Source organism: Blautia sp. HCP3S3_B11, assembly GCF_052064435.1.
Classification (GTDB): domain Bacteria; phylum Bacillota; class Clostridia; order Lachnospirales; family Lachnospiraceae; genus Blautia_A.
This window is the reverse complement of the sequence record NZ_JBQHVP010000009.1, coordinates 95,923-120,764: the sequence shown is the minus strand read 5'-3', so window position 1 is coordinate 120,764 and position 24,842 is coordinate 95,923. Positions and strand designations below refer to the sequence as shown.

Here is a 24,842-nt window from a genome sequence, read left to right as displayed (position 1 = left end):
TAATTAGCGTGAGTCATACTAGTGTTTGAGAAATCATTCCTGCAGGCAATCTGGAATGAATTTTGGCTACGTTACTAAGAACGGAGTGAACAGTAACGTATATGTCACATAATTGTTCAGCAGTTGAAAAAATCATTGTCAATCAGACTGCAGAAGATTAAAATAGACATAAAAGCAGCTGTTACAACTGTTGTTGATGTAAAGGAGGAAAAGCTTTTATGGACTTAAAGAAATTTGTACTGGAAGGTAATCCTGTATGCAGAAAGGAAGCTGTGATCGTGGGCGATCATTTCAGGATTACAATGCTGACAACTGCCCTGATCCGTTTTGAGTACAGCGAAGACGGAGGATTTGAGGACAGAGCAACACAGATGGTATGCAATCGTGATTTCCCGGTGCCGGAATTCAGGGTGAGCGATGGCGGTGAGGAATTACATATTTACACCAAAGACCTGGAAATCCACTATGACAGGCAGAAATTTTCTCCAAGCGGTCTGATGATACGTGTTGCGGGTGGAAAAGCCAGCGAGCGTGTGTGGCATTATGGTGATGAACCGAAAGATCTGCTGGGAACAGCCAGAACCCTGGATGAAGCAGACGGTGAGATTCCGCTGAGTCATGGCATTATGTCCAGAAACGGTTTTTCAGTGTTGGATGATTCCCACACAATGGCTATGGGCGAAGATGGAATGGTAGAGCCACGTCAGGGAAACAGAGCAGACTTTTATTTCTTTGGATATGGTCACAGATATGTGGAATGTCTGCAGGATTTTTACAGATTATGTGGAAAAACACCTCTGCTTCCAAGATATACGTTCGGAAACTGGTGGAGCAGATATCACAAATACACAGAGACAGAGTACAAAGAACTGGTAGAGCGTTTTGAGAAAGAAGAAGTGCCGTTTTCTGTTGCAGTTGTAGATATGGACTGGCATCTGGTAGAGGATGTACCTCCTGTATATGGAAGCGGATGGACAGGATATACCTGGAATAAGAAGTTTTTCCCCAATCCGCCTGAATTTATGGACTGGCTGCACAAACATGGATATAAGATCACACTGAACGTACATCCGGCAGATGGAGTGCGTGCTTATGAAGAAGCCTATCCGAGAGTTGCAGAGAAGATGGGAATTGATCCTGCAAGTAAGGAACCGGTACTTTTTGATATGACAGATCCGAAATTCATTGAGACATATTTTGAGGAACTGCATCATCCGATGGAAGAAGAGGGAGTAGACTTCTGGTGGCTTGACTGGCAGCAGGGAACTGTAACCAAGGTTCCGGGACTGGATCCGCTCTGGATGCTGAACCACTATCACTATCTGGACAGCAAGTGGAAAGGAAAACGTGCGCTGACTTTCTCAAGATATGCAGGTCCAGGAAGCCACAGATACCCGGTTGGTTTTTCCGGTGATACGATCATTACCTGGGAGAGTCTGAAATTCCAGCCATATTTCACAGCAAATGCCAGCAACATCGGTTTTGGATGGTGGAGTCATGATATCGGTGGACATATGTTTGGATACAGAGACGACGAGCTCACTGCAAGGTGGGTACAGCTTGGAGTCTTTTCACCAATGAATCGTCTGCACAGCACAGATAACCCGTTTAATGGAAAAGAACCGTGGAAATACAACCAGATTGTAGAAACAGTAATGAAGAATTTCCTGAAACTGCGTCATAAGCTGGTTCCGTATCTTTACACCATGAACCGTCGTGCAAGCAGAGCGGGACTGCCGCTGGTAGAGCCGATGTATTATCTGGAGCCGGAGCGCGAGGAAACCTATGAAGTGCCGAACAACTATTATTTCGGCACAGAGATGATGGTATCTCCAATCACAGATAGGCTGGATCCGGTAACAGGACTGGCAGGTGCGAAGACATGGATCCCGCAGGGAATCTGGTATGATTTCTTTAACGGAAGAGCATATAAGGGCGGCAGAAAAGTGGATCTCTGGAGAGATATTTATGAGATACCGGTACTTGTGCGTGAAGGCAGCATCATTCCGCTGAAGGACATGGAAGGATATGATAATTCCATTGAGAATCCTGAGAAACTGGAAGTACTTGTATATCCTGGAAAATCCGGGGAATTTGTACTCTGGGAAGACGGTGGGGACACACCGGAAGACCTGGATGAGAACTGGGTGTCCACCAGAATGACGAAGACTGCAGATGAGAATGGAACAGTATTTATTATAGAAGCTGCACAGGGAAATACAGCAGTAATCCCGCAGAAACGTTCCTGGAAGATTCGCTTCTGCAACATTCAGGACAAACCGCAGGAGGTTACTGTAAACGGACAGGCATATAAGGATGCAGAGTCCGCAGAGGATGAGAAGCTTCATGGAACAATAGTGATCTTGAAGGATGTGCCGACAGATGCACAGGTGAAGGTTACTTTTGCGGCAGATGCAGCTGTTTATCAGAGAGACTATGCAGAAGAGGTCTATGAGATTCTGGAAAAAGCACAGATTACCTATGCACAGAAGACAGAGGTTTATAAAGTAGTGAAAGAGCTGGGTACAGAGGCAGTGCCAGTTCTGGTATCCATGAATTTGAATCCGTCATTGCTTGGGGTACTGATGGAGATTCTTACAATGGGAATTTAACCGAATCAAGCTAGTGTGCCAACAAGTTGATTTCTCGAACAATCTTGCGTCTAAATTTCTTATTTCCGCGTTGTCGTCGGTCGCCGTAGCCACCGCTACGCCTCCTTCCTCCGCCTTGAAATAAGAAAATTTATCCTGCAAGATTGTTTCAAGAATCAACTTGTCGGCACACTAGTTCTCTGCGGTAACACAAAAATCCCGCTCACAGTTGTGTCTTACTGTGAGCGGGATTTCACATTTTAAAAGAAGGAGTGCCGGATCTTGCGATCCGGCAAGTATGAAAAAGAAAAAGTTTTATTATAAATAAAGCGTTTGCTTTATTTGCTTATTAATATACAGGGAAAATGTGTGCAAAATGTGATGGACTGTTGAAGAAATTGTGATTAAATTCTAAAAAACTTATAAAAAAGACCTGAAAAGGTCTGTAAAAAGAAGGAGGGCCGGACCTTGCGGTCCGGCATAAGTATGAAAAAGAAAAAAGTTAAAAATCTATGTGAAAAAGCATTTGCAACCTGTTTGTAAAGCATTTGCTTTATTTGCTTATTAATATACAGGGAATTTGTGAGTAAAATGTGATGGACTGTTGAAAAAAACGTGATTAAATTCTAAAAAACTTATAAATTGGAAGTAAGATTACTGTTCACACACCACTATCCCGCGAGGTGTTTTGGCATGAATATGCCAAAATCCCGAGACATACAAGCCAAAATTCCATTGCCGCAGGCAATCTGGAATGAATTTTGGCTACGTTACTGTGAACGGAGTGAACAATAACGTAGGAAGAAAACACAAGGTGGAAAACTGAAAATAAGCATTGTAAAAATCCGAACTGTAATTTATAATAAAATTCAATGGTAATGGTTCAATATCTTTACAGTTACAAATAATGAGAAACAAGGAGGAAAACATGAAAAGAGAAACAGTCGTCGTACTGGATTTCGGCGGTCAGTACAATCAGCTGGTTGCCAGACGTGTGAGAGAATGTAACGTATACTGCGAAATCTATTCATACAAGACCGATCTTGAGAAAATCAAGGCAATGAATCCTAAGGGAATCATCCTTACCGGTGGTCCGAACAGCTGCTATGAGGCAGATTCACCTACATGCAATAAAGAATTATTTGAGCTTGGTATTCCTGTTCTGGGACTTTGCTATGGCGCACAGCTTATGATGCATGTTCTGGGCGGAAAAGTTGAGAAAGCAGATGTGAGCGAATATGGAAAGACAGAGGTTCTGGTAGATAAGACAGATTCCAAAATCTTCAAAGACGTATCTGACAAAACAATCTGCTGGATGAGCCACACAGATTATATTTCCCAGGTTGCACCAGGATTTGAGATTGCTGCTCACACAGCAGACTGTCCGGTAGCAACTGCACAGAATGAGGAGAAGAAGCTGTATGCGATCCAGTTCCATCCGGAAGTGCTTCATACAGTAGAAGGAAAGAAGATGCTTTCCAACTTCGTACTTGGTGTATGCGGATGTGCCGGAGACTGGAAAATGGATGCTTTTGTTGAGCATACTATCAGAGAAATCCGCGAGAAGGTCGGAGATGGAAAAGTTCTCCTTGCCCTGTCAGGTGGTGTTGACTCTTCCGTTGCAGCAGGACTTCTTTCCAGAGCAATCGGCAAGCAGCTTACCTGTGTATTTGTAGATCATGGTCTTCTTCGTAAAGATGAGGGAGATGAGGTTGAGGGTGTATTCGGACCAAACGGTCAGTTTGACCTGAACTTTATCCGCGTCAATGCACAGCAGAGATACTATGACAAGCTGGCAGGTGTTACAGAGCCTGAAGCAAAACGTAAGATCATCGGTGAAGAATTTATCCGTATTTTTGAAGAAGAGGCCAAGAAGATTGGTGCGGTAGATTTCCTGGCACAGGGAACTATTTATCCGGATGTTGTAGAGAGTGGTCTGGGCGGAGAGTCCGCAGTGATCAAATCTCACCACAATGTAGGCGGACTTCCGGATTTCGTTGATTTCAAGGAAATCATCGAACCGCTCCGCGACCTTTTCAAGGATGAGGTTCGTAAAGCAGGTCTGGAGCTTGGAATTCCGGAGAGACTGGTATTCCGTCAGCCATTCCCGGGACCGGGACTTGGAATCCGTATTATCGGTGAAGTTACTGCAGAGAAGGTTCGTATTGTACAGGATGCAGATTTCATTTATCGTGAAGAGGTAGACAATGCTGCAGCTGAGTATAAGAAAGAACATGGTGAAGATCCTTCATGGATGCCGAACCAGTATTTTGCAGCACTGACAAATATGCGAAGTGTAGGCGTTATGGGTGACTTCAGAACTTATGATTACGCTGTAGCGCTCCGCGCAGTGAAGACCATCGACTTCATGACAGCCGAGTCTGCTGAGATTCCGTATGCAGTACTGAATAAGGTTATGAACCGCATTATTAACGAAGTTAAAGGCGTTAACCGCGTATTCTACGACCTGACCAGCAAGCCACCGGGTACGATTGAGTTTGAATAATGAGCAAAATCCCAGAAATCCTTTATTTACAAGGGTTTCCGGGATTTTCTTTTTTCTCGTGATGCTACGGTGATGTTAATGGGAAGAAAGTGTCTTATTTTTTGGAAATTTTTGTTATTATATGAAGCTGTACGTTTCATACGTTTTTATCCTTAACATTATCATTTGTGGCTCTTACTTCATTGAGAGCGTCAGCAAGCTTCCTGTCTTTTCCTGGGTACAAATGAGCATATACCTTCCAGGTCGTTTCTGGCGATTCATGACCGAGTCGGTCCGAAATTTCTTTAATGGAAAATTTCATATCGATCAGCATACTTGCGTGGGAGTGCCGGAGATCGTGGATCCTGATTTCCGGAAGACCAGATCTGGCAGTTGCCCGTTTAAATTCTGACCGCATACCGGATTTCTGAAAATAGAATATACGCTCATCTGGTTCTATGGCCATACTGGAAACATAGTCCTGAAGCTCCTTATACAGAGATTGAGGGATGTTTACGATGCGCTTGCTCTTTTCTGTTTTGGTTGTCTGGAAATATTGTTCTCCCTGTACCACCACGAAGTTCTTATTGATAGATATGGAACAGTCTGGCAAGATATCCGCCGGAGTAATGGCCAGAACCTCTGCAGACCGAAGTCCACCATAGAACATGAGGCTGAATGCCATCCTGTATGCGCTTTTCTTTTCAAATGTCAGGAAGTAATCAAACTGTTCCCTTGTCCAGATGCGCATCTCATCCGCGCTGCTCTTTCCAATCGCACCAGCTGCAAGGCAAGGATTACTCCGGAGCTTATAGTATTTAACTGCATAATTCATTATAGCGGACATTTGGTTATTGATAGTCTTCAGATACGTCTGAGAATACATCCTGCCGTTTTCATCCTTGTGATTAATCATAGCGTCCTGCCAACGATGTATAACGATCGGCGTGATATCCCCTATTTTCATATCTTTAAAAAAAGGCAGCAGCTTTAATTCAATCAGGTACCGCTTGTTTTCCAGAGTAGTCAGCTTCAGACGGGAACTGCAGTCGGACATATAGTTCTTAACAAGAGCAGAAAACAGGATGTCCGGATCCTTCGCACCCTGTGCCAGAAAATCCCGTTCCCACTCTACAGCCTCTTTCTTGGTTGAAAAACCTCTCTTACATTTGTGCTGCCGTTTTCCAAGCCAGTCCTCGTAATAGAAGTTTGCATACCATTTTGTCTTTCCGTCTTTAGTAAAATATTTATAAGCGGGCATCTGAATCCTCCAATTAAACAAAAGTAGTCAACAAAAGTAATAAACAAATGTTTGACAAATATTTCTGACAACTGTATAATATACTTAACAAGAGAACCGTTGGTCAGCGTACACCTGACCGCCGGATAAAACAACAGCAAAAAAATAGCGCCTTATCTTACCAGGACGAGGGCGCTATTTTTTATGCATTAAATTGATAACAAGAGTTACAACTGCACAAAGCATAATTACAAAAGTAAATAAATCACCATATGTAACCATCAGCACCAGCCTCCTTTCACCAAAGTGTCCGGCGGCTGACATAACACCCCAACGGTTCCCCAGTTAAATATACTATTCTGTTTTTTCTTCTTCCATCTTCTCCATCATTCCCAAAAAAATACGTTTTCCCTTCTTGGATAACTGACGGTACCGCAGGATGATGTCCTGCTCGTCTTCTGAAGCAATGGCACAGCTGTATTCAGAATTACCCACAAGGTAATCCATAGAGGTGTCGAGGGCTTTTGACAGGCTTGCAGTGGCATCTATTCCCGGAATGGTCTTTCCGGCCAGAATGTCACAGCAGGCTTCCTCTGTGAGATTTGATTTTTTTATCAGATCCGGCAGGCTCATCTGCAACTGAGCCATACGGGATTTTATTTTTATCGGGATTTCGGAAGTTTCGACCGGATCGGCAGCAGTATATCTGGAAACTGTTCTGCCAAGGATATAGTCGGCAGGAACTCCGAAGTAAGCAGCACAGCGGTTCACCAGTTCGGTTGATGGCTGCGTGTATCCCCTTTCGATATTCGATACTACTTGACCGGAAAAACCTACTGCTTTTCCGAGCTCAGACTGAAGCAAGTTGGCTTCAGTACGTAAGTCTTTTATTCGTTTACCAATTGTCATAAAAACATTCTCCTATTTGAAAGCAAATGTGATAGAAGTCTTTTTGTATGAGTCTTTGGACATAGATACTGAATCATAGCTACATGAAGATGGCAAATTCCATTCAACTTGAGATGTACCAAATTTATTTTCGGAAAGACTACCATCCCCGTATCTTTCTGAAAGATCATTTACAATTTTATTGTTTATTTGGGTTCCCATATCTAAACTACAGGAACCTGAAAGTGTATAATCTTCAATGTTATCATTTTCGTCTGTGGAAAATGTAAATATTAAATCCTCTAATCCATAGCAAGGAATATTATTTCCATCAGAAATAAATTGATATATTTTGAAATAATCCATATCCTGCATATCGTCTGGCTCACCGAGTTTGACATAAACATCCTTTATCGCAGTGCCTGGAGCAAACTGATTAATATCATAACTATCATCTGCTGAATTAGAGGACGAATTTAAAAGAGTGGAATATTCATCTGCTAAAAGCTGATATTCTTTTTTCAAAGCACCAAGAGATATGCTTTCTAATTCTTCTGATGTTAAAATTTTGTAATCTGCATTTGCAATAGTCGAAAATGCGATAGAAGAAAATAAAAATACAATTAATCCAGATAAAGTTTTCTTTTTCATACAACTATTTTCCTTTCCTGTCTTGGTACCACTCGAAGCTTATTGTTTTGCTTGAGAGCTATGCTTTAGCTGTTCTTTCATACGTAGACTGATTCGATATTGTTCAGCATCTGCAACGTCTACGAATTCAACAGTTTTATCAAAGTTATTTTTTATAACCGTTTTTATCTCGTCCAGAGTTACATTAAAGAATTCACGTCTGGTGTTAACCATATTTACCTTTTTAGCTTCAAAAGCTCGATGTAAAGCTGCCTCAAGAGCTGGAGCATCATCGGAAAAAATCATGGCATGGACGTCAAATTTAAATGGAACCGAAGCATCTCCAAGTTCATCCACTCTTTCCTGAGGATCAAGTCGACGTGTCATGCCGATTTTATATACATTTTCTCCAAATGCACCAATATTTGAAATTATGTACACATAACCTGCACGTTGGTTAGCTTCTCGATAGTCAAGATCAGCCAATGATTTTTCTATCTTTGAGAGTGTGTCTTCCAGTAGTTCTTTTTTATTAAGTAAATCAGGATCTTCAGGAGAAGCAAGTAGCTGCTTATTCAAATCCGACAATGCTCGTTCATAATGATTTTCTTCTTTCTCAGCCTTTTTTCTTTGTTCAGCAATTTCCCGTTGAAGTTTTGCGGCTTCTCTTTCCTGAGCTTTCATGGCTCGAATTTCTTCTTTTTCTTCCTGTTTTTTAACTTGATATTCAAAAGCAAGTTGTAATTCTTGAATTTTCAAATTAAGATAAGATGTTGTTAGGGAGATTCCCATAGTTACACCAAGTTTGGAAATGGTTTCAGCAGACTTCTTCATTTTGTTTAACGAGGCATCTATATTTGAATATTTAACTTTTCCAACTAATTCATCGCATTCATCATTGAAAGCTCGAAGTAATAATTTTTGGGTATCAGATACCATTTTTCTACCCTTTTGTATACTCCCGTTTACAGTCCAATTTGAATTTCCAGTGAAGGCTCTTTTATTTTTTATTAGTTCTTTTTGTTCTGCACGTATAGTAGCTAATTTTTCTTTGTATCCTAATGCGTTGGAAAAAGAATATCGAGGTTTATATAAACCATATTCCTGAACCAAAATCTCATCATCCAGAACTATAATTTCATTTTTCTTAGAAGTAATAGTTGAATTAAGAGAGTGTATATATTGTTTCTTAGATTGGATAGCATTATCCATACTATTAATTTCCTGTGATTTTGAATTTAAGTCGGATTCTAATTCCTGAATTTTTGCCTGAAGTTTTTCACATAGGGAAGTTGCATCCTGTATATCGGGCGTGATGTATGCCTTTAATCTTTCATTTTCTGCCTGAAGAGCTTCCATTTGGGCTTTATAATCTTTAATTTTAAAAATATCAGATAATCCCATATTTTATAATCCTTTGTTTTTTATCAGAAATATTCAAATTTATCAGATTCGTGTTTTTGAATTTAATTAATAGAAACATATTGCAAGCAATGACGAACAGCAAAATGTGTATAGTTATTTCTTTTTTATGCTCCGGTACCACTCGAAGCTTATTATTTTGCCTGTTTAAGTTCGTTCGTGGGTGATGTTTCCTCTAATAATCTATTTAAATAACCTTTTAATTCATATTGTGATTCGACTGGTAATTTATTTATTTTACTCATCCAGTCAAAATCATTCTTAGGATATGAGTAATTTACTAAGTCAGACGCTAAATTATTCCCAGTGTTTATTTGTTGATTTTCAGATAATTCTAGTAAATAATCAGCCGATACCGATAGCTTTTTGCATATTTCACGAAGCCAATCGGAACGTACTTTATCTTTCTTCCACGTAGCAGTGTTACCGGAACTTCCTGTTATCTCTCTACAGAGCGAAGTCATATTTGTACCACGGGCATCGCATATTTCCTTTATTCGTTCGGCGATCAATTGATACCTCCAATTCAAAATATTGAATATAATTCAAAATAACGATTGACAAATTCAATATTTTGAATTATATTAAAATTGTAATAAACAAATGTTGAATACACAGTAAAAAAATATAGGGTTACATAGATAATTCAGAAAGCAGTGCCTTGTTATTTTCTTCGATCATAGCCGCCACAGCAATGATAAGAGCTTCAGCAGATGCTTCTGAAAGGATAGCATTCCCGGTAGGGATACCATTTCTAAAAAGTTCAGAAAGAATCCGTCGATTTTCATCCCCGTAACGTTCGAGTCCGATTCTTTTGAGATTATCAGTCCAATTATCCATGATAACTCCCTTCTGATTCACATTTTAATTCAAACTTCAACAAATGTAAACAACAAATGTTTACCACATTTATTGAAAATCGGAGGTGATATTTTGAAACGAAAACTGTCTCCATGGTGTAAAGAAGCCAAGAAAGCCTTGATAGACCGTGACATGACGGTGACAGAGCTGAGTAATGAGGTAGGTATGTGCAGGAATTATGTAACCACTACCATAAACGGTGTGAGATACGCCCCTACGGTTGCTAAAAAAATTAGCAGGGCTCTGGATATAAACATAGAGTACACGATCTAATATTCATAACTAAATTATACCGTTAATAGAAGGAGAGAAAAATGTCGAAATTTGCTACGAAAGCAGCATCCAATATGTTTTGCCAGGCACGATATGAGGCGGCAAAGTCAAATGAGCGTCTGAGCAGCAGAGAAGGTGCTGCGGAAGAAATTGGAATTGATCGCACACGACTGGCAAGAATAGAGCTCGGAAGCACAATCCCATATCAGGAGGAAGTTCTTTTGATGGCAGATTGTTACAGGGCTCCGGAATTGAAAGGAAACTATTGCCGGGAGATGTGCCCGTTGGGAAGGAATATGCCGAAGATTGGAAACGAAGGCTTGGATAGAATCAGCCTGAGAATGCTTTCTTCTTTAAAGAAGATAAACGAGGCAAAGGAATCACTTCTTGATATTACGGCAGACGGAATTATCTCAGAAGAGGAAAAACCGGAACTTAAAAAGATCGTTCAAACATTAGATGAGGTGAACGAAATTGCACAGAACCTGAAAAACTGGATTGAGAAAAACTTGGAATGAGGTGTTTTGTATGGCAGAAAATGGTGTGATCAAAAAACTTACACCTGCGGAGCGTTCTTTTTATACAGCGGCCGACGTTAGAGTGATCATGGATGTGAGTAGAGATACGGCATACCGGATGATTCGTTCTCTGCGATCAGAGCTGATAGCAGAAGGAAAGCTTGCAAAGGGATATCCCTCGGGAAGAATCCCAAAGAAAGCATTTAACCAATTATACATGATTGAATGAAATGAGTGAATACATTGGCTTTTTACAGAATCTGTCCGGACTGCGGAGCTTATCTGGATCCGGGAGAACAGTGCAGCTGTCATGAGGAACATATGTTGAAACAGGAGAAAAGAGAGAAAGCAATCATTTTCATCGAGAAGATGATGAAAGAAGAAAAAAATGGTCAGCTTAGACTGGCAGTATATGAGGAGAAAATGCAGACAGCAAAAGATCTTGAGAAATACCATCAGGCCGCAGAGCGAATCCTGAAAGCGATGGACAACAGCCAGGTTCCGGTAACCTGGCGCGAAATGGACAGATGTGCATTACAGAGCGTTATCGCCAAAGAATTGATCTTAATTGATAAGGAGGCAAGATGATGAATGTACGCAAAGTGCAAGGTGTGCGAAAGAATGTGGAACATCAGTACATTACAGAAGATTCCAAAACACGGATATATCTGTCCGTGGTGCGAGAATTTAATGAGAAAGAGTATGAGAAATATTCCAAAAAAAAGAAAAGAGTGAAAATGAAAAAGAGAATTCGCTTTTTGAAAAGGTCGATGGTTTACATCGTTCCTACAGCAATCAGTCTTATCTTTTTCGGATATCTGAGTGATATGCTTTGCGCAATAAGGGGAAGCGCAGAACTCGGATCCGAATGGATAGCAATCCCGCTCATATGGGTGTGGATATACGCATTGACCAGATTTGCTGTAGGAGATGCATATTAAAAGCCCCAGACGCTTAAAGGAGATATGAAGTGTAGACGGCACTCATAAATCCGCATCGGAGGCTCAAGTCAGAACTTTAAAAAACAGGTTGAACCACATTTTTTAAAGAACACCGTCATTTTATCACAAATTCAGGAGGTAATCAAGTAGATGAAAGAGGTTTTAGGAAGCCTGCCGGAAGTTATTACGGCATACAAAAATTATAATCTGCTAGTTCCGACAGCAACGGACGTGCAGCTTAATCCATTCTACAAATTCCATGTAGAAGAGGTTCCGGTCGATCTGGGCGATAACAGCGGAGACATTTTCAAAGTCGGTTCTGTCAAAACTGGAAGAAAGGACCAGAACGGAAAGGATATCTGTGAAGATGTATTTTCTTTATCCAAGCCATTGCTTAACAAAATGGCTATGGCGGCCGGAATCCAGTTCAATCCAAAGGAAACATATGGCGAACGGATTGATCGTGTTACATACCGGGCACAGGCTCAGGGCGCTATGCGCAAGGCTGACGGAACGGCCAGAACAGAAACCGACCAGAAGGTGATTTGCCTTGAGGACGAAGAAGAGAAGTATCGCATTGAGTTTGCGGATAAAGCTGCAAAAGGCATAACTGATGAAAAACAGGCACAGGCAGCTGCGGAAATCTTTTCTGGACAATGGGTGGAATCCAAAAATAAATGGGGAAAGAAATGCCAGGCTTTTGTGATTGCGAAAGAAGACAGGGATAGATACATTGATCGCTCCGTCATGGTAAACATGGCACTGCTGAAAAAGACCTGGGCTGAAAAGGCTATGACTGGTGCGAAGCTCCGTGTTATAAGAGCTCTGCTTGGCGTAAAAGGTACATACACAAAGGCGGAACTGCAGAAAAATTTCGCTATCCCAACAGTTATCTTTTCGCCTGATTACTCGGATCCACAGGTCAGACAGGCAATGCTGACGCAGAGCATGAACTCTGTGAACAATATGTTTGGCACACCACAGATAGCAGTTAAGAACGTAGATTTCGAATCTGAAAGCACAGCATTTAATCAGGACGATTTGGATAATCCGGCATATGTTTCGGATACAGAAAGCGAAGATGATTATCCACCAATGCAGGAGCCGGATATTGCTCCCGAACCGGATCCAGAACCAGAGCCGGATAGATCGGCAGATTTCCAGTGTTCCAGATGCGGCGAGATCATAAATGAAAGAGTTTATGAATACTCGATCAATAAATTTGGAGAGCCGCTTTGTATCAAATGTCAGAGAGGAGGCGGACGCAGATGAAAATATTACATACAGCTGATTGGCATATTGGCCAGTTTAAAGGACCTGTAGTGGACGGAGTAAATCTCCGTTTGCAGGACACAGTAAAATGTCTTGAATATATGGTTGAGGTAGCCCAGAAAGAGAAACCAGACATTGTTTGTGTTTCTGGTGATGTTTTCCATCAGGAGCAGATAGGTCCGGTAAGATATTCGGACGAAATGATTGTTGCAACAGACACGATCACAAAATTGGCAGGTGTTGCGAAAGCAGTGATCGTAATGAGAGGAACGCCGAATCATGATGGAGGTGGACAATTCAGAGTTTTGAGCAAGATGTTTGCAAATACTGGAAATGTACATATAGTAACATCGCCAACTGTACTCCGTACGCCATATGCTGATATAGCCTGCATTCCGGGATTTGATAAGCAGGAGTTCAGATCAAGATTCCCTGGTCTGCCTGCAGATGAAGAAAACGAAGCATGGACAAGATATATATCCAGTATGGTAATGGGACTTCGAGCTGAATGCCATAATACACCTATACTGATGGCACATTATACCGTACCTGGTTGCAACATGGAATCCGGCCAGACTTCATTCTTTACAAATTTTGAACCGGTTATTCCGAGAGAAGCATTGGAAGCTGCTGGGTATGAAGCAGTGCTCCTGGGACACATTCACCGCCCGCAGATACTTAATGGTCTGCATAATGTATTTTACTCCGGGGCTATTAATGCTATGAATTTCAATGATGAAGGACAGGAGAGAGGTTTCTGGATTCACGAGTTCAGTGATACAGGAAAGCTGACAAAAGGACATAATTGCATCACACCATACAGACGGTTCTATACGATCACATGGGATACAGAAGAAGTGGAAGCTTATATCCGAGAGGGAGTGATGTATCTTCATAGATTGGGATTTCCGGAAGATGTGACAGATAAGATTGTTCGAGTGCGGTATTCCTGTACATCCGAACAGAAGAAACAGTTAAATATTCCTGCACTGCAGAAAGACCTGTATGAACTGGGAGCGTTTTATGTAGCTGATATTGAGGCAGAGAATGCTATTGATGTTACGAACAGAGGATTACTCTCAGAGGAAAGCGACCCGACTTTAAATCTCAAGAAGTATCTGGAAGAAAAATGCTTCAAGAATCCGGATAAGATCGTAGAACTGGCAGAACCGATTATTGCGGAAGCGATGAAACAGAGTACAACTGCAGAGATACACGGAGTATTCCGACCGATTTCAATAGCTGTCCGTAATTACAGAAATTATAAAGAAGAAAGATTTGATTTTGCTGATATATCTTTCTGTACGATCAACGGTGTAAATGGAGCAGGAAAGAGCAGCTTATTCATGGATGCGATTGTTGACTGTCTGTTTGAAGAAACCCGAGAGGGAGACAACAAGGCGTGGATTCGCGGTACAGAAGATGCAAGAAGCGGTTCTATAGAATTTGTATTTGACATTGGAGATAAGAGATTCAGGGTCGTACGTACCAGAACTAAGTCAGGAAAACCGACGTTGAACCTATCTCAGTATGAAGAAAATGAATGGCGAAACATTTCAAAGGAGCGAATTGCTGATACTCAGGCAGAGATAGAGAAGCTTCTCGGTATGGACAGCATGACATTCCGAAGTTGCGCTTTAATCATGCAGGATCAGTACGGATTATTCTTGCAGGCTAAAAAGGACGAACGTATGGCAATACTTGCGAAACTGCTTGGTCTTGGAATCTATGGAGTTATGGAACTGGATTCAAAAAAGAAACTCTCCGAACAGAGAAAAGAGCTGGCTTCGAAAAAAGAAGCTGTCAGAATTAAAACGGATTTTATCAAATCCAAAGGAGATCCGGAATCTGAATTGCAGAAAGCAGAGGAAGATATTCAGCAGCTTAATAAAGATATTGATGATTTAAGCGATACTCAAGGACAGTTGCTGAATAAACATGCTCAGATTGCAAAAGCAGAGCAGGAGTGCCGCAAAGCTTCGGAAGAATTGGATGATTGTCATAAGAGACGCAACTCCATTTCAGATGAAATCTCAAGTAAGACGCAGATTTTAGAAAACTGTAATGTCGCATTGGAATCAGCGAATGAGGTCAGAAAAAAAGCCGCCGAATATAAACAGTTGTCCGAACAGATTATAGAGTTGGAGAAAGACGTTCTTAATCATGACAATGCAAAAAGAAATCTTGCTGGGTATAATGCTGACATCCAGAATTGCCAGAATATCATAAACGATGCAAAGCGTCGAAATAACGACATTGCGAATCTTATTGAACAGCTTAAAGCAGAACTTCCGGATAATTTGGAAGAAAAACTGACGGAGCTGGCTCAGGTGAGGACGCAATGCGAGGAATTACAGGAAAAAAGATATCTGGCTTCTGTTGCGGAGCAGGAACTGCAACAGATAAGAGCAACGTATTCTCAGCGTATATCAGAAGCAGAGAACAGGCGGAAATATCGTTTGGACAGAATTTCCGAGATAAGACAGCAGGAGGAATTTATGAAGAATTCCGGTTGCCCTGATATAGATGGAGCAAGCTGCAGGTTTCTCGCAAAAGCAATCGATGATGTAAAGAGTTTACCAGAAGAAGCAGACCATCTGGAAAAATGCGAGGAAGAAATAGCAGTATTGAGGATCAAACGAGACGAAGAAATATCCAAAAAACAGGATGAAATTTGTGTTATCGGATATGATGCTGAAAGATTAGATCTTTTGACAACAAAAGCAAGTGCGCTTGTGAAATATGAAAACTTGAAAAAGGATGCCGAGAAAAAGAAACTTGAAATCGCCCGTTTAGAGACAGAAAAGAACACCAACAGTAAAACGATAGGGCAGTATGAAGAAATCCTTTTAGAGCTCAATATAAAGGCCCAGAAAGCAACTGATATTGTTGATGTGTTATCTGATTCCGTTATTAAGTACGATAATGCTGTATGTAAAAGAAATTCGGTGGCACATTTTGCAGACCAGGAAAAGGAACTTCCGGTGTATGAAGAGAGAAAGCAGCATATTGATAAGAGACTTACTGAATTATATCAGGAGCGGAGCAATGAAGATGCCAACGAACTTGTTTTATATAACAATCTTCGTGAAGCGGAAATAAAACTGGAAGAATTAAGAAAAGATATTGAAGGCAGTGAAGCTCTTGAAGAAGTTGAGAGAAGATTAAAATCTTCAAAAGAAACTCTTGAAAAAGCGCAGATTCAAAAAGGTGTACTGACACAGAGAGTTGAAGATGTTGAGGCGATGCGTTCTGAAATAGCTCTTTTGAATAAAGGTATTGCTGTTGCAGCTGAGAAAGCTGATTGCTACGAGGCTTTGAAACAGGCATTTTCACAGGATGGCGTTCCGCATCAGATCATCCGAAATATTATTCCTCACATTACTGATACTGCAAACAATATCCTTGGATCTATGACAGGCGGAACTATGGGAGTGGAATTTGTGATGGAACGTACCGTCAAAGGTAAAGACGGTGACAGAGCTACCCTGGACGTACTGATCAATGAGTACGGAAAGACAACTCTCCCATATGCTTCGAAATCCGGAGGGGAAAAGGTAAAGGCTTCGCTTGCTATTATCCTTGCATTGTCTGAGATTAAAGCAACGTCCGCAGGTATCCAGCTCGGAATGCTGTTTATAGACGAACCTCCATTTCTCGACGATGATGGAACTCAGGCCTATGTAGATGCTCTGGAAACAATCAGACAGAGGTATCCAGATGTGAAAATTATGGCAATAACCCATGATGATGCTATGAAAGCTCGATTCAATCAGTCTGTAACCGTAATTAAAACAGAAGACGGCTCCAAGGTCATTTACTAAGGAGGCGTCTATGGGAAAAAGATACTATTGGCTTAAGCTGCCGGATGATTTTTTCCGGCAGAAGCCTATCAAAAAGCTTAGAAAGATCGCAGGAGGCGATACATACACAATTATCTATCTCAAGATGTTGCTGATATCTCTGAAGAATGAAGGAAAGCTCTTCTTCGATGGAGTAGAAGAGAATTTTACAGAAGAGATTGCACTTGAACTTGATGAAGAAGAGGAAAACGTAAAAGTCACAGTCCAGTTTCTTATGGCTCAGGGACTCCTGCAACTGATAGACGAAAGCGAATATGAGCTTACAGAGTGTTCCAGAATGGTGGGATCTGAAAGCGCAAGTGCTGAAAGAATGAGACGTCTTAGAGATAAAAAAACGTCACAATGTGACATTGGTGTGACGCGACAGTTACACCTCAGTGACGTAGAGAAAGAGATAGAGATAGATAAAGATAAAGAGATAGAGAATAAATACATTTGCCCGGAGGTGAACTCCGGACAGCCGCAACCGAAGGTGGAGATAGAGCCAGTTGCGGAGAACAGGACGAAGGTGGAGATAGAGCCATCCTGTTCAAAGGCTGAGTTGAAGGTAGAGACAGAGCCGGCTCAGGCAGATGTATTTATCAAACTGCCGTTAATCAATGGGGATGATTACCTGGTGACAAAAGAATATGTCAAAGAGCTTAAAGAATTATATCCGGCAGTTGATGTTGAACAGGCATTGCGTAATATGCGTGGATGGCTTGATTCTAACCCCAGAAACAAAAAGACTCCGAGGGGAATCAAACGATTTATTACAGGTTGGATATCCAGAGAGCAGGACAAAGCACCTCGCGTGCCGGATAAGCCAAAGCCTGTTTCTCAAAATCGCTTTAATAATTTTCACCAGAGAGATTATGACTTTGCAGAATATGAAAGGCAGTTGTTGAAACGTGAATGAAGAAAAGATTACAGGGACCGAAAAAGAGTTTTTGGATGTGTTCAGGCAGCTCTGCATCAGCAGGAGTTCATGGCAGGTGTGGGCCGATCTAATGGCGGCAATGGCTTGCACACTGGCGAATTCAGTTGATAAGACGGAACCTAGATACACTGCAAGAGAAAAAGAATATGCAGAGTGCATCAAACGCCTTGGCGGGGTAGAGAAGCCGGCAAAATGCTTTGCGATTGTGGTTGAGGCACTGGAACGCAATCCAGATCAGGACTTTCTTGGAAAGCTGTACATGAGCCTTAAACTGGGGAATCATTGGAAGGGTCAGTTCTTCACGCCATATGACGTCTGCAGATGCATGGCAGAAACAACTGTGCATGACAATATGCAGAAGTTGCAGAGCAAAGAATGGATATCTGTTAATGATCCTGCCTGCGGAGCTGGAGCAACACTTATAGCAGCGGCGAATACATTTCACAGGAAAGGCTTTAATTATCAGACACGGGTTTTGTTCACTGCCAATGACATAGACAGGGTAGTTGCCCAGATGTGTTACATACAGCTTTCGCTTCTTGGGTGCGCAGGATGGGTGGCTGTTGCAAATACGATATCCAATCCGGTGTGCGGAGATCCACTGATGCCGGTTGAAAAGCCAGGACAGGAATTCTGGTACACACCGTTTTATTTTAGGGAAGAATGGAACTGTAGACGGCAGGTTCAGATATTTAAAGAAATATGCGGCTCATGGATAACTCCGATTGAAGAACGCAACCCTGGGAAGATTACTTTTTATTTTGATTTCGAGAAAGGAGAATACAAATGTCAGAACAGTTAAAACAGGAACTTGAAGCTGATACTGACCGTTTAGAGACGGGAACGGTTGCAGGCAGTGAAACAATAGGGGAACAGGAAGAGAAACCGACAGAGGGCAAATTAGAGGCCCAGGAAGGCGATGAATCAAAGGAAGAAGTTGAAGCAGCAGAAGTTGAAAATGCAAAGCCGGTAAAGCAGAAAGCCAGAGAAAAACTGGAAGCTGAAAAGAAAAAAGCAACCCAGAAGAACTTTGTGGATCCGGTCATTACTTACCTGATGAAAAGATGCGAAGAGGATCAGGGGCTTGCTGAAGATGTGATGCAGGAGGGAAAGACCTGGAACAAGTGCTTTAGCTATATTGTTGAACAGGCCAGAAAGCAGTCGAATGGCAGATCCACTGCAGTTGAAGACCAGGTTGTATATGAATGGGCAGAGGATTATTACCACAAATATGAAAAACAGGAACCTGTTAAAAAGGAAAAAGGTAAAAAGCCTGTGATAACAAAAAAGCCGGTTACACCAACAAAAACTACCGAAAAAATCACAGATAATGAGAAAAAATCACATAAAACAAAAGATAAACCTCAGATTTCTGAAAAGCCAGCGAAAAAAGATGCTGCCTCTAAGCAGCAGAAAACTGAAAAAACAAGTACAAAAAGCAGCGGCCTGAACGGTCAGATGTCACTGTTCGATCTTCTATAGGAGGATGTCACATGGAAAAGAGAAAATTAGCACAGATTCCAAGAGAAGAAGCCACAGACGAAATGGTCAGGTTTGCGGAACGAGCTGCGGGAACGCATATTGTTACAACCAGAGATATAGAAAAAGACCTTTTAATGGTGACATTCTATCCTATTGACAAATTGAAGAAAGGAGAAAAGGGTGCTCAGTTAAGAACATTTTTCTCCAAGAATGATTACATATCACAGGATCTGGCCTCTGAAAGAGTGAAATGGCTGACTGCAGCTTTTGATCGGATGGAATGTATTCGCTTGTATGAATATCACTGGGATAGAGATAAGGGGAACAGATATACCCCGAACATGTTTTTCTGGACGGATGCAGACATTGATCGTATGCGTGGATTTTTCAAAGAATGGAGTACAGAAAAAGATGTTAAAGACTGGACAGCAGTGGAGCGTTTTCAGGATATGGTCAGACAAAAACGTCTTGATGAAAGACATGCCAAAGAAACCAATCCAATTGATGCGCTTATGGAAACGGTCAAAGAAATCCCTGAGGAATTTAAGAACTGGGTATCAGACAAGGTGATGTCATTTAGCCGATACCTTATCTATTCTGCGAGATCGAATAATGAGGCTCTGGTGCATTGCACTCATTGTAATGGGGTGACACTGGTAGACAGAACGAAAATTCGGTTAAGAAATAACGAGAAGGGGATATGCCCCCTTTGTGGAAGTCCGGTCACCATTAAAGCCAGAGGCAGGATGCCGACACATATATGGGACAAAAGGATAGTTTCATTCATTGAACCAAGAGAAGAGGGGTTTCTGTGGCGATATTTCTCGGTCCATAGAGAGGTGAAACAGGATGGAAAAACGAATGACAGTCTGCTTGAAATCGTAAGGACGTTTTACAAATTTGCACCGAACGGAACGCCATGCACCAGCAGTTATGAATACAGAGAGTATAAACAGACTGGTATTGTGCGGTGGTGCACAGATGAAGGGTACAGAGAAAGGTCATACTGCACCTTATATCCCGGAAACCTGCCGGAAGCATGGAAAGATACTCCAATGAAATATTCAGCACTGGAGATTTTGTCAGAGAATAGACCGAGTGAACAGATACATTATGCCAATGCTATTTACAGATATCAGGAGTTTCCACAGCTTGAATGGTTTATAAAAATGGGTCTGTATAAACTGGCCGCGCATCTGATCAATAAGATTCATGACGGGGCATTTGAATATAATAGCCGGAATGGAATCAGGGGACTCAGAAAAAACGGAAAAACAATATTTGAAATACTCGGCCTTACAAAGGAGAACACACGAGTACTGCAGTCTATTGATGGAAATATCGACGAGCTGAGATTATTGCAGGAAGCGCAAAGCTCCGGATACAACCTGAAAGCGGAAGAATTGGAACGGTTCTATAAACTCTTTGGATGCAATACAACGCTGATACGGAAAGAAAACAGACATTCAACGATTCATAAGATCTGCAGATATATCGAGCGCGAAGGTTCCGATTATCGAGTAGGAGAGCGTGGAGGGTGTTGGAGATGTTCTTATATGCAGTACAAAGAAAGACCGGATATCAGAGAAGAACGTCTGCAGAATTGCGCTAAGGACTGGCTTGATTATTTGAACTGGTGCAAAGAACTGAAATATGATCTCAACAATATGTTCTTCTATTTTCCGAAGAATTTCAAGAAAGTACATGATCGGACAGCTGCGGAATATCAAGCATTGCAGGATAAAAAGGCAGCGGAAAAGAAACGCCGGGAAGATGAACGGATAAAGCGGGAAGCCGAGGTCATGAAAAAACTTCTGGAAGAAATGCTCAAAGAGAATGCCGGCATAGATAACGCTTTCCTGATAAAAGGAAAAGGATTGATATTGAGAGTGCCAAGAGATGCACAGGAAATCAAGAATGAAGGAGCTGCCCTTCACCATTGTGTTGGAACTTACGTTGACCGAGTGGCCAAAGGGCAGACACACATCTTCTTTGTGCGCAGAGTGGAAGAACCTGATACACCATATTTCACAATGGAATACAACAATGGTCGCGTGATCCAGTGCAGGGGAAGCCACAACTGTGGGATGCCGGCATCGGTAAAAGCTTTCGTAGCTGCATTTGAGAAGCTAATGAAAGAAAGAGAAGAAAAGATGGAAAGGAAGTGCGGGTAATGGCGAAGCAAATTATCAGAAGCATCAGAAAAGGTTCTGTGCAGTGGAATGAAGAGGACAGACTGCAGATGGTTTCCATGCTGGCAAAAGCAGGATATGCAGTGCAGGTTGTGAGAAAAGAAGTTCCTGCCGGAGAGACCAGAAAAACAACCCAGTATGAATATGTGATCGAGTACGGAGAGAGGGTGGAATAATGAAGGCCATGAAGCCTGTTACTATAGCAAGAATTCATATCAAGTATGGATTTGTAAAAGTAAAACAGGAATATTATATCTGCCCCATCTGCAGAAATGTATTGAATGCAGGACCGAATTATCAACCGGAGCATTGCGATAAATGCGGGCAGAATATAGATTTTTCAGAAATCAAATGGAAAGAGGAGAAAATACTTGGATATACAGAAAGGAGAGTTGCCAATGAATAAGAGTGGTATCGAATGGTGCGATCATACATGGAATCCCATTACTGGGTGCCGGCACGACTGCCCTTACTGTTATGCTGCGAAGATGTCTCTCCGTTTTTGTGGGAATATGAAGCGGAATATACTCCAGACAGATAAATACCGAGAGGACGGAGATCTGTTCGTCCTGGATGAACCGTTCATGAATGAAGACGGGAAACCTGTTATATATCCATTTGGTTTCAATCCGACATTACACAGATACAGATATAACACACTGGACAAGCTGAAACAGGGACAGAATGTGTTTGTTGGAGCAATGGCCGATATATTTGGCGAATGGGTTCCTGACAGTTGGATAGACGATATCCTTGGTATCTGCGAAAAACATCCTCAGCACAATTACCTGTTTCTTACCAAGAATCCGGAAAGATACACCCAGTATGGTGTGCCTTACGGAAAAGAAAATATGTGGTATGGAACTACAATTACTTGTGACACAGATGCTGACAGATTCAATTATCTTCCAGCGTTCTGTAACACATTTGTCAGCATTGAACCGCTGATGAGTGACATTGCAACTGAGCATAACGTAATGTTCCGACAGGTGAACTGGATCATCATCGGCGCTGAGACAGGACACAGGAAAGAGAAAGTGATCCCTGAGTTCGAATGGATTAAGAGAATCGTTGTAGAAGCTGATTACAACGGGATACCGGTATTTATGAAAGACAGTCTGATTCCGATTGTTGGCGAAAAAAATATGCGAAGGGATTTCCCAAGGCGGCTGCAGATTCATAAAAGAAGTGAGAAAGTCAATAAAAGGCTTAGCGGCAGCTGCATGATGTGTGGAAAGACAGAAGATAAAAACAAAATGGTTACTTTGACTGCAAGGGCGGGCAGGAGAGGAAAAGCAACATCGTTTGGACATATGTGCCATTCCTGCTTTATGAAATGGCTTACTGCTCACAACATACCCGTACCAGACTTGGATAAAAAGGAGATTAATGAAGATGACAAAGAGAAGCTGTAAAAGAACAACTGATGAAAATCTTATTCATAAAAAAGCTGTGGAAATGAGAAAGAAAACGGATGAGCAGCTTGTGCATTATGTTGAAGATCGTGTGGAAAAAGCACGAAGCGAAGGATTCAATTGTGGAAAAGCACATGCATCTAAAAACAAGAAAGGCGCAAAGGAATTTATTGCATTCCTTCAGCTGAACAAAATTTCAGGAATCGGAATAGTAACTATTAACAAACTTATGAAGGTGGCAGAGGATAATGGATACTTATAATCGTTCGATAAAAGGCCTGCAGAGCAGATCAAACGGCGAATATTTTGAAAGAATGATTATTGCAGCTTCCCGGTTCTATGAGGACCGGGGGATAGCTGTTATAGATAAAACCCCTGAAGCTTTTAAAGTGATTAAGCCGTATAACAGAGACAGAGGCCAGTTCATATGTTGTTTTACACAACAGGCTCAACCGGATTTTAAAGGCGCCCTGATGGACTCTACAATGGTTCTGTTTGATGCGAAACATACAGATAAAGGCCAGATCAGTCGGAATGTTGTGACAGAAGAGCAGGAGGAATGCTTTGAACGCTACATGAAGATGGGGGCCATGTGCTTCTTGGTAATATCCCTCGAATTCGAGGAGTTTTACAGGGTTCCATGGATCGTATTCAGAGACATGAAAAAAATCTACGGACATAAGTATATGAATCGTGAGGAACTGGCGCCTTATAGAGTTAAATACAACAACGGTGTTGTGAAATATCTGGACGGGATAACACTCCGGGAAAGGAACGAAGATGAAAGTACAGAAGTATGAGATTTCCAGAACTATTGATAAATTGAAAAGCATTGTGCAGAAGAACGACCAGTTTCCGGCATTAGGAGGCGTTCTGGTAAAGGACGGGTATTTAATCGCATCCAATACAGAAATGACCATGCAGCTCAAATTAGAGGCCTCTAAAGGCAGTTGTTTCATCATTCCTATGAAAGCCTTTGATGTAATTAAAAATCTTCCGGATGGCGAAGTGATTATTGATGCAGACGGCAAAAACATTGTTACGATCAAGACAAAAGCTATAAAGAATAAATACCAGAGCTATCCTCCGGAAGAATTCAGTTTTGATATTACAGAAGATCTGGATGCCCCAGAAGTTGTGATCAATGGCAAGAGGATGATGGAGGCAATTGGACATGTTATCTATGCAGCTGCAGACAGCAGTTCTGCAACACAGATGATGGGTGTGTACTTTGAAGGTGGAGAAAACAAGATTAAGTTGTTCGCACTTGACGGACATGTCGTAGCAGTTGATTCGATACCGACTGACGGTACCGCAGATATGAAGCTGATAGTGCCTAAAACAGTGGCAAAGAAGCTTGTGTCAATGGGAATTATTGATGATGTTGCTGTTACATATACAAAAAATAGAGCGGTATTCAAATCAAAAGAATATACCATTTACACGAGGTTAATAGAGGGTAAGTATTTTGATTACGATAGATTTTTCATGGCGGGAAAGATGAAAACTTATGTTTCCAGACAGGAATTAGTTGCGGCAATGACAAGGGCTAAGATGTGTACGGAAGAAAAGAAACCTGCAGTCTTCGAAATGAACGAAGATCAGTTAAATATTCGCATTGCCGACAGACTTACGGATTATCAGGAAGAGGTGAAGCTTCAGGATCCGCTTCCTGAACCGTTAAAAATTGGTTTCGATTCTAAACTGGTCCTTGAAACACTGAAAGCATTCACTTGTGAAAATATAGCCATGAATTTCTCAGGACCTAAGATGCCGGCAGTTGTTGAAGCAGAAGACAGTGACATGAAAGCTATCGTGCTTCCAGTAATGATAAGAGAGGAATAAAAACT

25 protein-coding genes are annotated in these 24,842 nt (G+C 41.5%); 19 read left to right on the top strand and 6 right to left on the bottom strand.

The features are described 5' to 3' along the window. Window positions 1–218: 218 nt before the first annotated feature. Together ACTNC0_RS09055 and guaA are read left to right on the top strand one after the other, a co-directional pair. Complete coding sequence (locus ACTNC0_RS09055) at window positions 219–2,612, top strand: TIM-barrel domain-containing protein (protein ID WP_441087111.1); 2,394 nt, start codon at window positions 219–221, stop codon at window positions 2,610–2,612. A gap of 907 nt (window positions 2,613–3,519) precedes the next feature. Next, window positions 3,520–5,097, top strand: a complete 1,578-nt coding sequence (gene guaA, locus ACTNC0_RS09050) for a glutamine-hydrolyzing GMP synthase (RefSeq protein ID WP_008705330.1) — start codon at window positions 3,520–3,522, stop codon at window positions 5,095–5,097. Between the two features lie 136 nt (window positions 5,098–5,233). Here the strand turns inward: guaA and ACTNC0_RS09045 are convergent, their stop codons facing one another. The 6 genes from ACTNC0_RS09045 to ACTNC0_RS09020 form a co-directional block, all read right to left on the bottom strand. Beyond that, the gene (locus ACTNC0_RS09045; RefSeq protein ID WP_441087110.1) at window positions 5,234–6,337 is read right to left on the bottom strand and encodes a tyrosine-type recombinase/integrase; all 1,104 of its coding nucleotides are present in this window, start codon (window positions 6,335–6,337) and stop codon (window positions 5,234–5,236) included. A gap of 333 nt (window positions 6,338–6,670) precedes the next feature. Next, complete coding sequence (locus ACTNC0_RS09040; protein ID WP_441087109.1) at window positions 6,671–7,225, bottom strand: helix-turn-helix domain-containing protein; 555 nt, start codon at window positions 7,223–7,225, stop codon at window positions 6,671–6,673. 12 nt (window positions 7,226–7,237) lie between these two features. Beyond that, the gene (locus ACTNC0_RS09035) at window positions 7,238–7,855 is read right to left on the bottom strand and encodes a hypothetical protein (protein ID WP_441087108.1); all 618 of its coding nucleotides are present in this window, start codon (window positions 7,853–7,855) and stop codon (window positions 7,238–7,240) included. Between the two features lie 39 nt (window positions 7,856–7,894). Further along, complete coding sequence (locus ACTNC0_RS09030) at window positions 7,895–9,238, bottom strand: DUF4041 domain-containing protein (protein ID WP_441087107.1); 1,344 nt, start codon at window positions 9,236–9,238, stop codon at window positions 7,895–7,897. Window positions 9,239–9,390: 152 nt separating this feature from the next. Further along, window positions 9,391–9,768, bottom strand: coding sequence for a hypothetical protein (locus ACTNC0_RS09025; RefSeq protein ID WP_441087106.1), 378 nt, complete (start codon window positions 9,766–9,768; stop codon window positions 9,391–9,393). A gap of 121 nt (window positions 9,769–9,889) precedes the next feature. Beyond that, entirely contained in the window at window positions 9,890–10,096 is a 207-nt protein-coding gene (locus ACTNC0_RS09020; RefSeq protein WP_291816670.1) for a hypothetical protein, read from the bottom strand. A gap of 93 nt (window positions 10,097–10,189) precedes the next feature. Here ACTNC0_RS09020 and ACTNC0_RS09015 point away from each other — a divergent pair, with 93 nt between their 5' ends. From ACTNC0_RS09015 to ACTNC0_RS08935, 17 genes are all read left to right on the top strand, one after another. Beyond that, window positions 10,190–10,390 carry a helix-turn-helix domain-containing protein gene (locus tag ACTNC0_RS09015; protein ID WP_291816672.1) on the top strand — a complete coding sequence of 67 codons (201 nt, stop codon included), beginning with the start codon at window positions 10,190–10,192 and terminating at the stop codon, window positions 10,388–10,390. Between the two features lie 41 nt (window positions 10,391–10,431). Beyond that, window positions 10,432–10,908, top strand: a complete 477-nt coding sequence (locus ACTNC0_RS09010) for an XRE family transcriptional regulator (RefSeq protein ID WP_441087105.1) — start codon at window positions 10,432–10,434, stop codon at window positions 10,906–10,908. Window positions 10,909–10,918: 10 nt separating this feature from the next. Then, complete coding sequence (locus ACTNC0_RS09005; protein WP_441087104.1) at window positions 10,919–11,137, top strand: hypothetical protein; 219 nt, start codon at window positions 10,919–10,921, stop codon at window positions 11,135–11,137. A 14-nt stretch (window positions 11,138–11,151) separates the two neighbouring features. Continuing rightward, window positions 11,152–11,496: a hypothetical protein gene (locus ACTNC0_RS09000; protein WP_441087103.1), complete on the top strand. Its 345-nt coding sequence runs from the start codon at window positions 11,152–11,154 to the stop codon at window positions 11,494–11,496. Continuing rightward, window positions 11,493–11,849 (top strand): hypothetical protein, encoded by a 357-nt coding sequence (locus ACTNC0_RS08995; protein ID WP_441087102.1) that lies wholly within the window; start codon window positions 11,493–11,495, stop codon window positions 11,847–11,849. The genes ACTNC0_RS09000 and ACTNC0_RS08995 overlap by 4 nt, the downstream gene beginning before the upstream one ends. A gap of 150 nt (window positions 11,850–11,999) precedes the next feature. Further along, entirely contained in the window at window positions 12,000–13,121 is a 1,122-nt protein-coding gene (locus ACTNC0_RS08990; protein ID WP_441087101.1) for a hypothetical protein, read from the top strand. Beyond that, window positions 13,118–16,945 carry a metallophosphoesterase gene (locus ACTNC0_RS08985; RefSeq protein WP_441087100.1) on the top strand — a complete coding sequence of 1,276 codons (3,828 nt, stop codon included), beginning with the start codon at window positions 13,118–13,120 and terminating at the stop codon, window positions 16,943–16,945. The genes ACTNC0_RS08990 and ACTNC0_RS08985 overlap by 4 nt, the downstream gene beginning before the upstream one ends. Before the next feature lie 10 nt (window positions 16,946–16,955). Continuing rightward, a complete protein-coding gene (locus ACTNC0_RS08980; protein WP_441087099.1) occupies window positions 16,956–17,882 on the top strand; it encodes a phage replisome organizer N-terminal domain-containing protein in 927 nt (308 codons plus the stop codon). Window positions 17,883–17,958: 76 nt separating this feature from the next. Continuing rightward, complete coding sequence (locus ACTNC0_RS08975) at window positions 17,959–18,705, top strand: N-6 DNA methylase (protein ID WP_441087098.1); 747 nt, start codon at window positions 17,959–17,961, stop codon at window positions 18,703–18,705. Next, on the top strand, window positions 18,690–19,385 hold the full coding sequence (locus tag ACTNC0_RS08970) for a Cas9 inhibitor AcrIIA9 family protein (RefSeq protein ID WP_441087097.1): 696 nt from the start codon (window positions 18,690–18,692) through the stop codon (window positions 19,383–19,385). Before ACTNC0_RS08975 ends, ACTNC0_RS08970 begins: the two co-directional genes overlap by 16 nt. 11 nt (window positions 19,386–19,396) lie before the next feature. Further along, window positions 19,397–21,559, top strand: coding sequence for a PcfJ domain-containing protein (locus ACTNC0_RS08965; protein ID WP_441087096.1), 2,163 nt, complete (start codon window positions 19,397–19,399; stop codon window positions 21,557–21,559). Next, window positions 21,559–21,753 carry a hypothetical protein gene (locus ACTNC0_RS08960; RefSeq protein ID WP_055149907.1) on the top strand — a complete coding sequence of 65 codons (195 nt, stop codon included), beginning with the start codon at window positions 21,559–21,561 and terminating at the stop codon, window positions 21,751–21,753. Before ACTNC0_RS08965 ends, ACTNC0_RS08960 begins: the two co-directional genes overlap by 1 nt. Beyond that, entirely contained in the window at window positions 21,753–21,983 is a 231-nt protein-coding gene (locus tag ACTNC0_RS08955; protein WP_441087095.1) for a hypothetical protein, read from the top strand. The genes ACTNC0_RS08960 and ACTNC0_RS08955 overlap by 1 nt, the downstream gene beginning before the upstream one ends. Next, window positions 21,976–22,992 carry a DUF5131 family protein gene (locus ACTNC0_RS08950; protein ID WP_441087094.1) on the top strand — a complete coding sequence of 339 codons (1,017 nt, stop codon included), beginning with the start codon at window positions 21,976–21,978 and terminating at the stop codon, window positions 22,990–22,992. Before ACTNC0_RS08955 ends, ACTNC0_RS08950 begins: the two co-directional genes overlap by 8 nt. Further along, window positions 22,973–23,254, top strand: coding sequence for a hypothetical protein (locus tag ACTNC0_RS08945; RefSeq protein ID WP_441087093.1), 282 nt, complete (start codon window positions 22,973–22,975; stop codon window positions 23,252–23,254). The genes ACTNC0_RS08950 and ACTNC0_RS08945 overlap by 20 nt, the downstream gene beginning before the upstream one ends. Further along, window positions 23,241–23,792 (top strand): Holliday junction resolvase RecU, encoded by a 552-nt coding sequence (locus ACTNC0_RS08940; protein WP_441087092.1) that lies wholly within the window; start codon window positions 23,241–23,243, stop codon window positions 23,790–23,792. Before ACTNC0_RS08945 ends, ACTNC0_RS08940 begins: the two co-directional genes overlap by 14 nt. Continuing rightward, on the top strand, window positions 23,773–24,837 hold the full coding sequence (locus ACTNC0_RS08935) for a DNA polymerase III subunit beta (RefSeq protein WP_441087091.1): 1,065 nt from the start codon (window positions 23,773–23,775) through the stop codon (window positions 24,835–24,837). Before ACTNC0_RS08940 ends, ACTNC0_RS08935 begins: the two co-directional genes overlap by 20 nt. The last annotated feature ends 5 nt before the right edge of the window (window positions 24,838–24,842 follow it).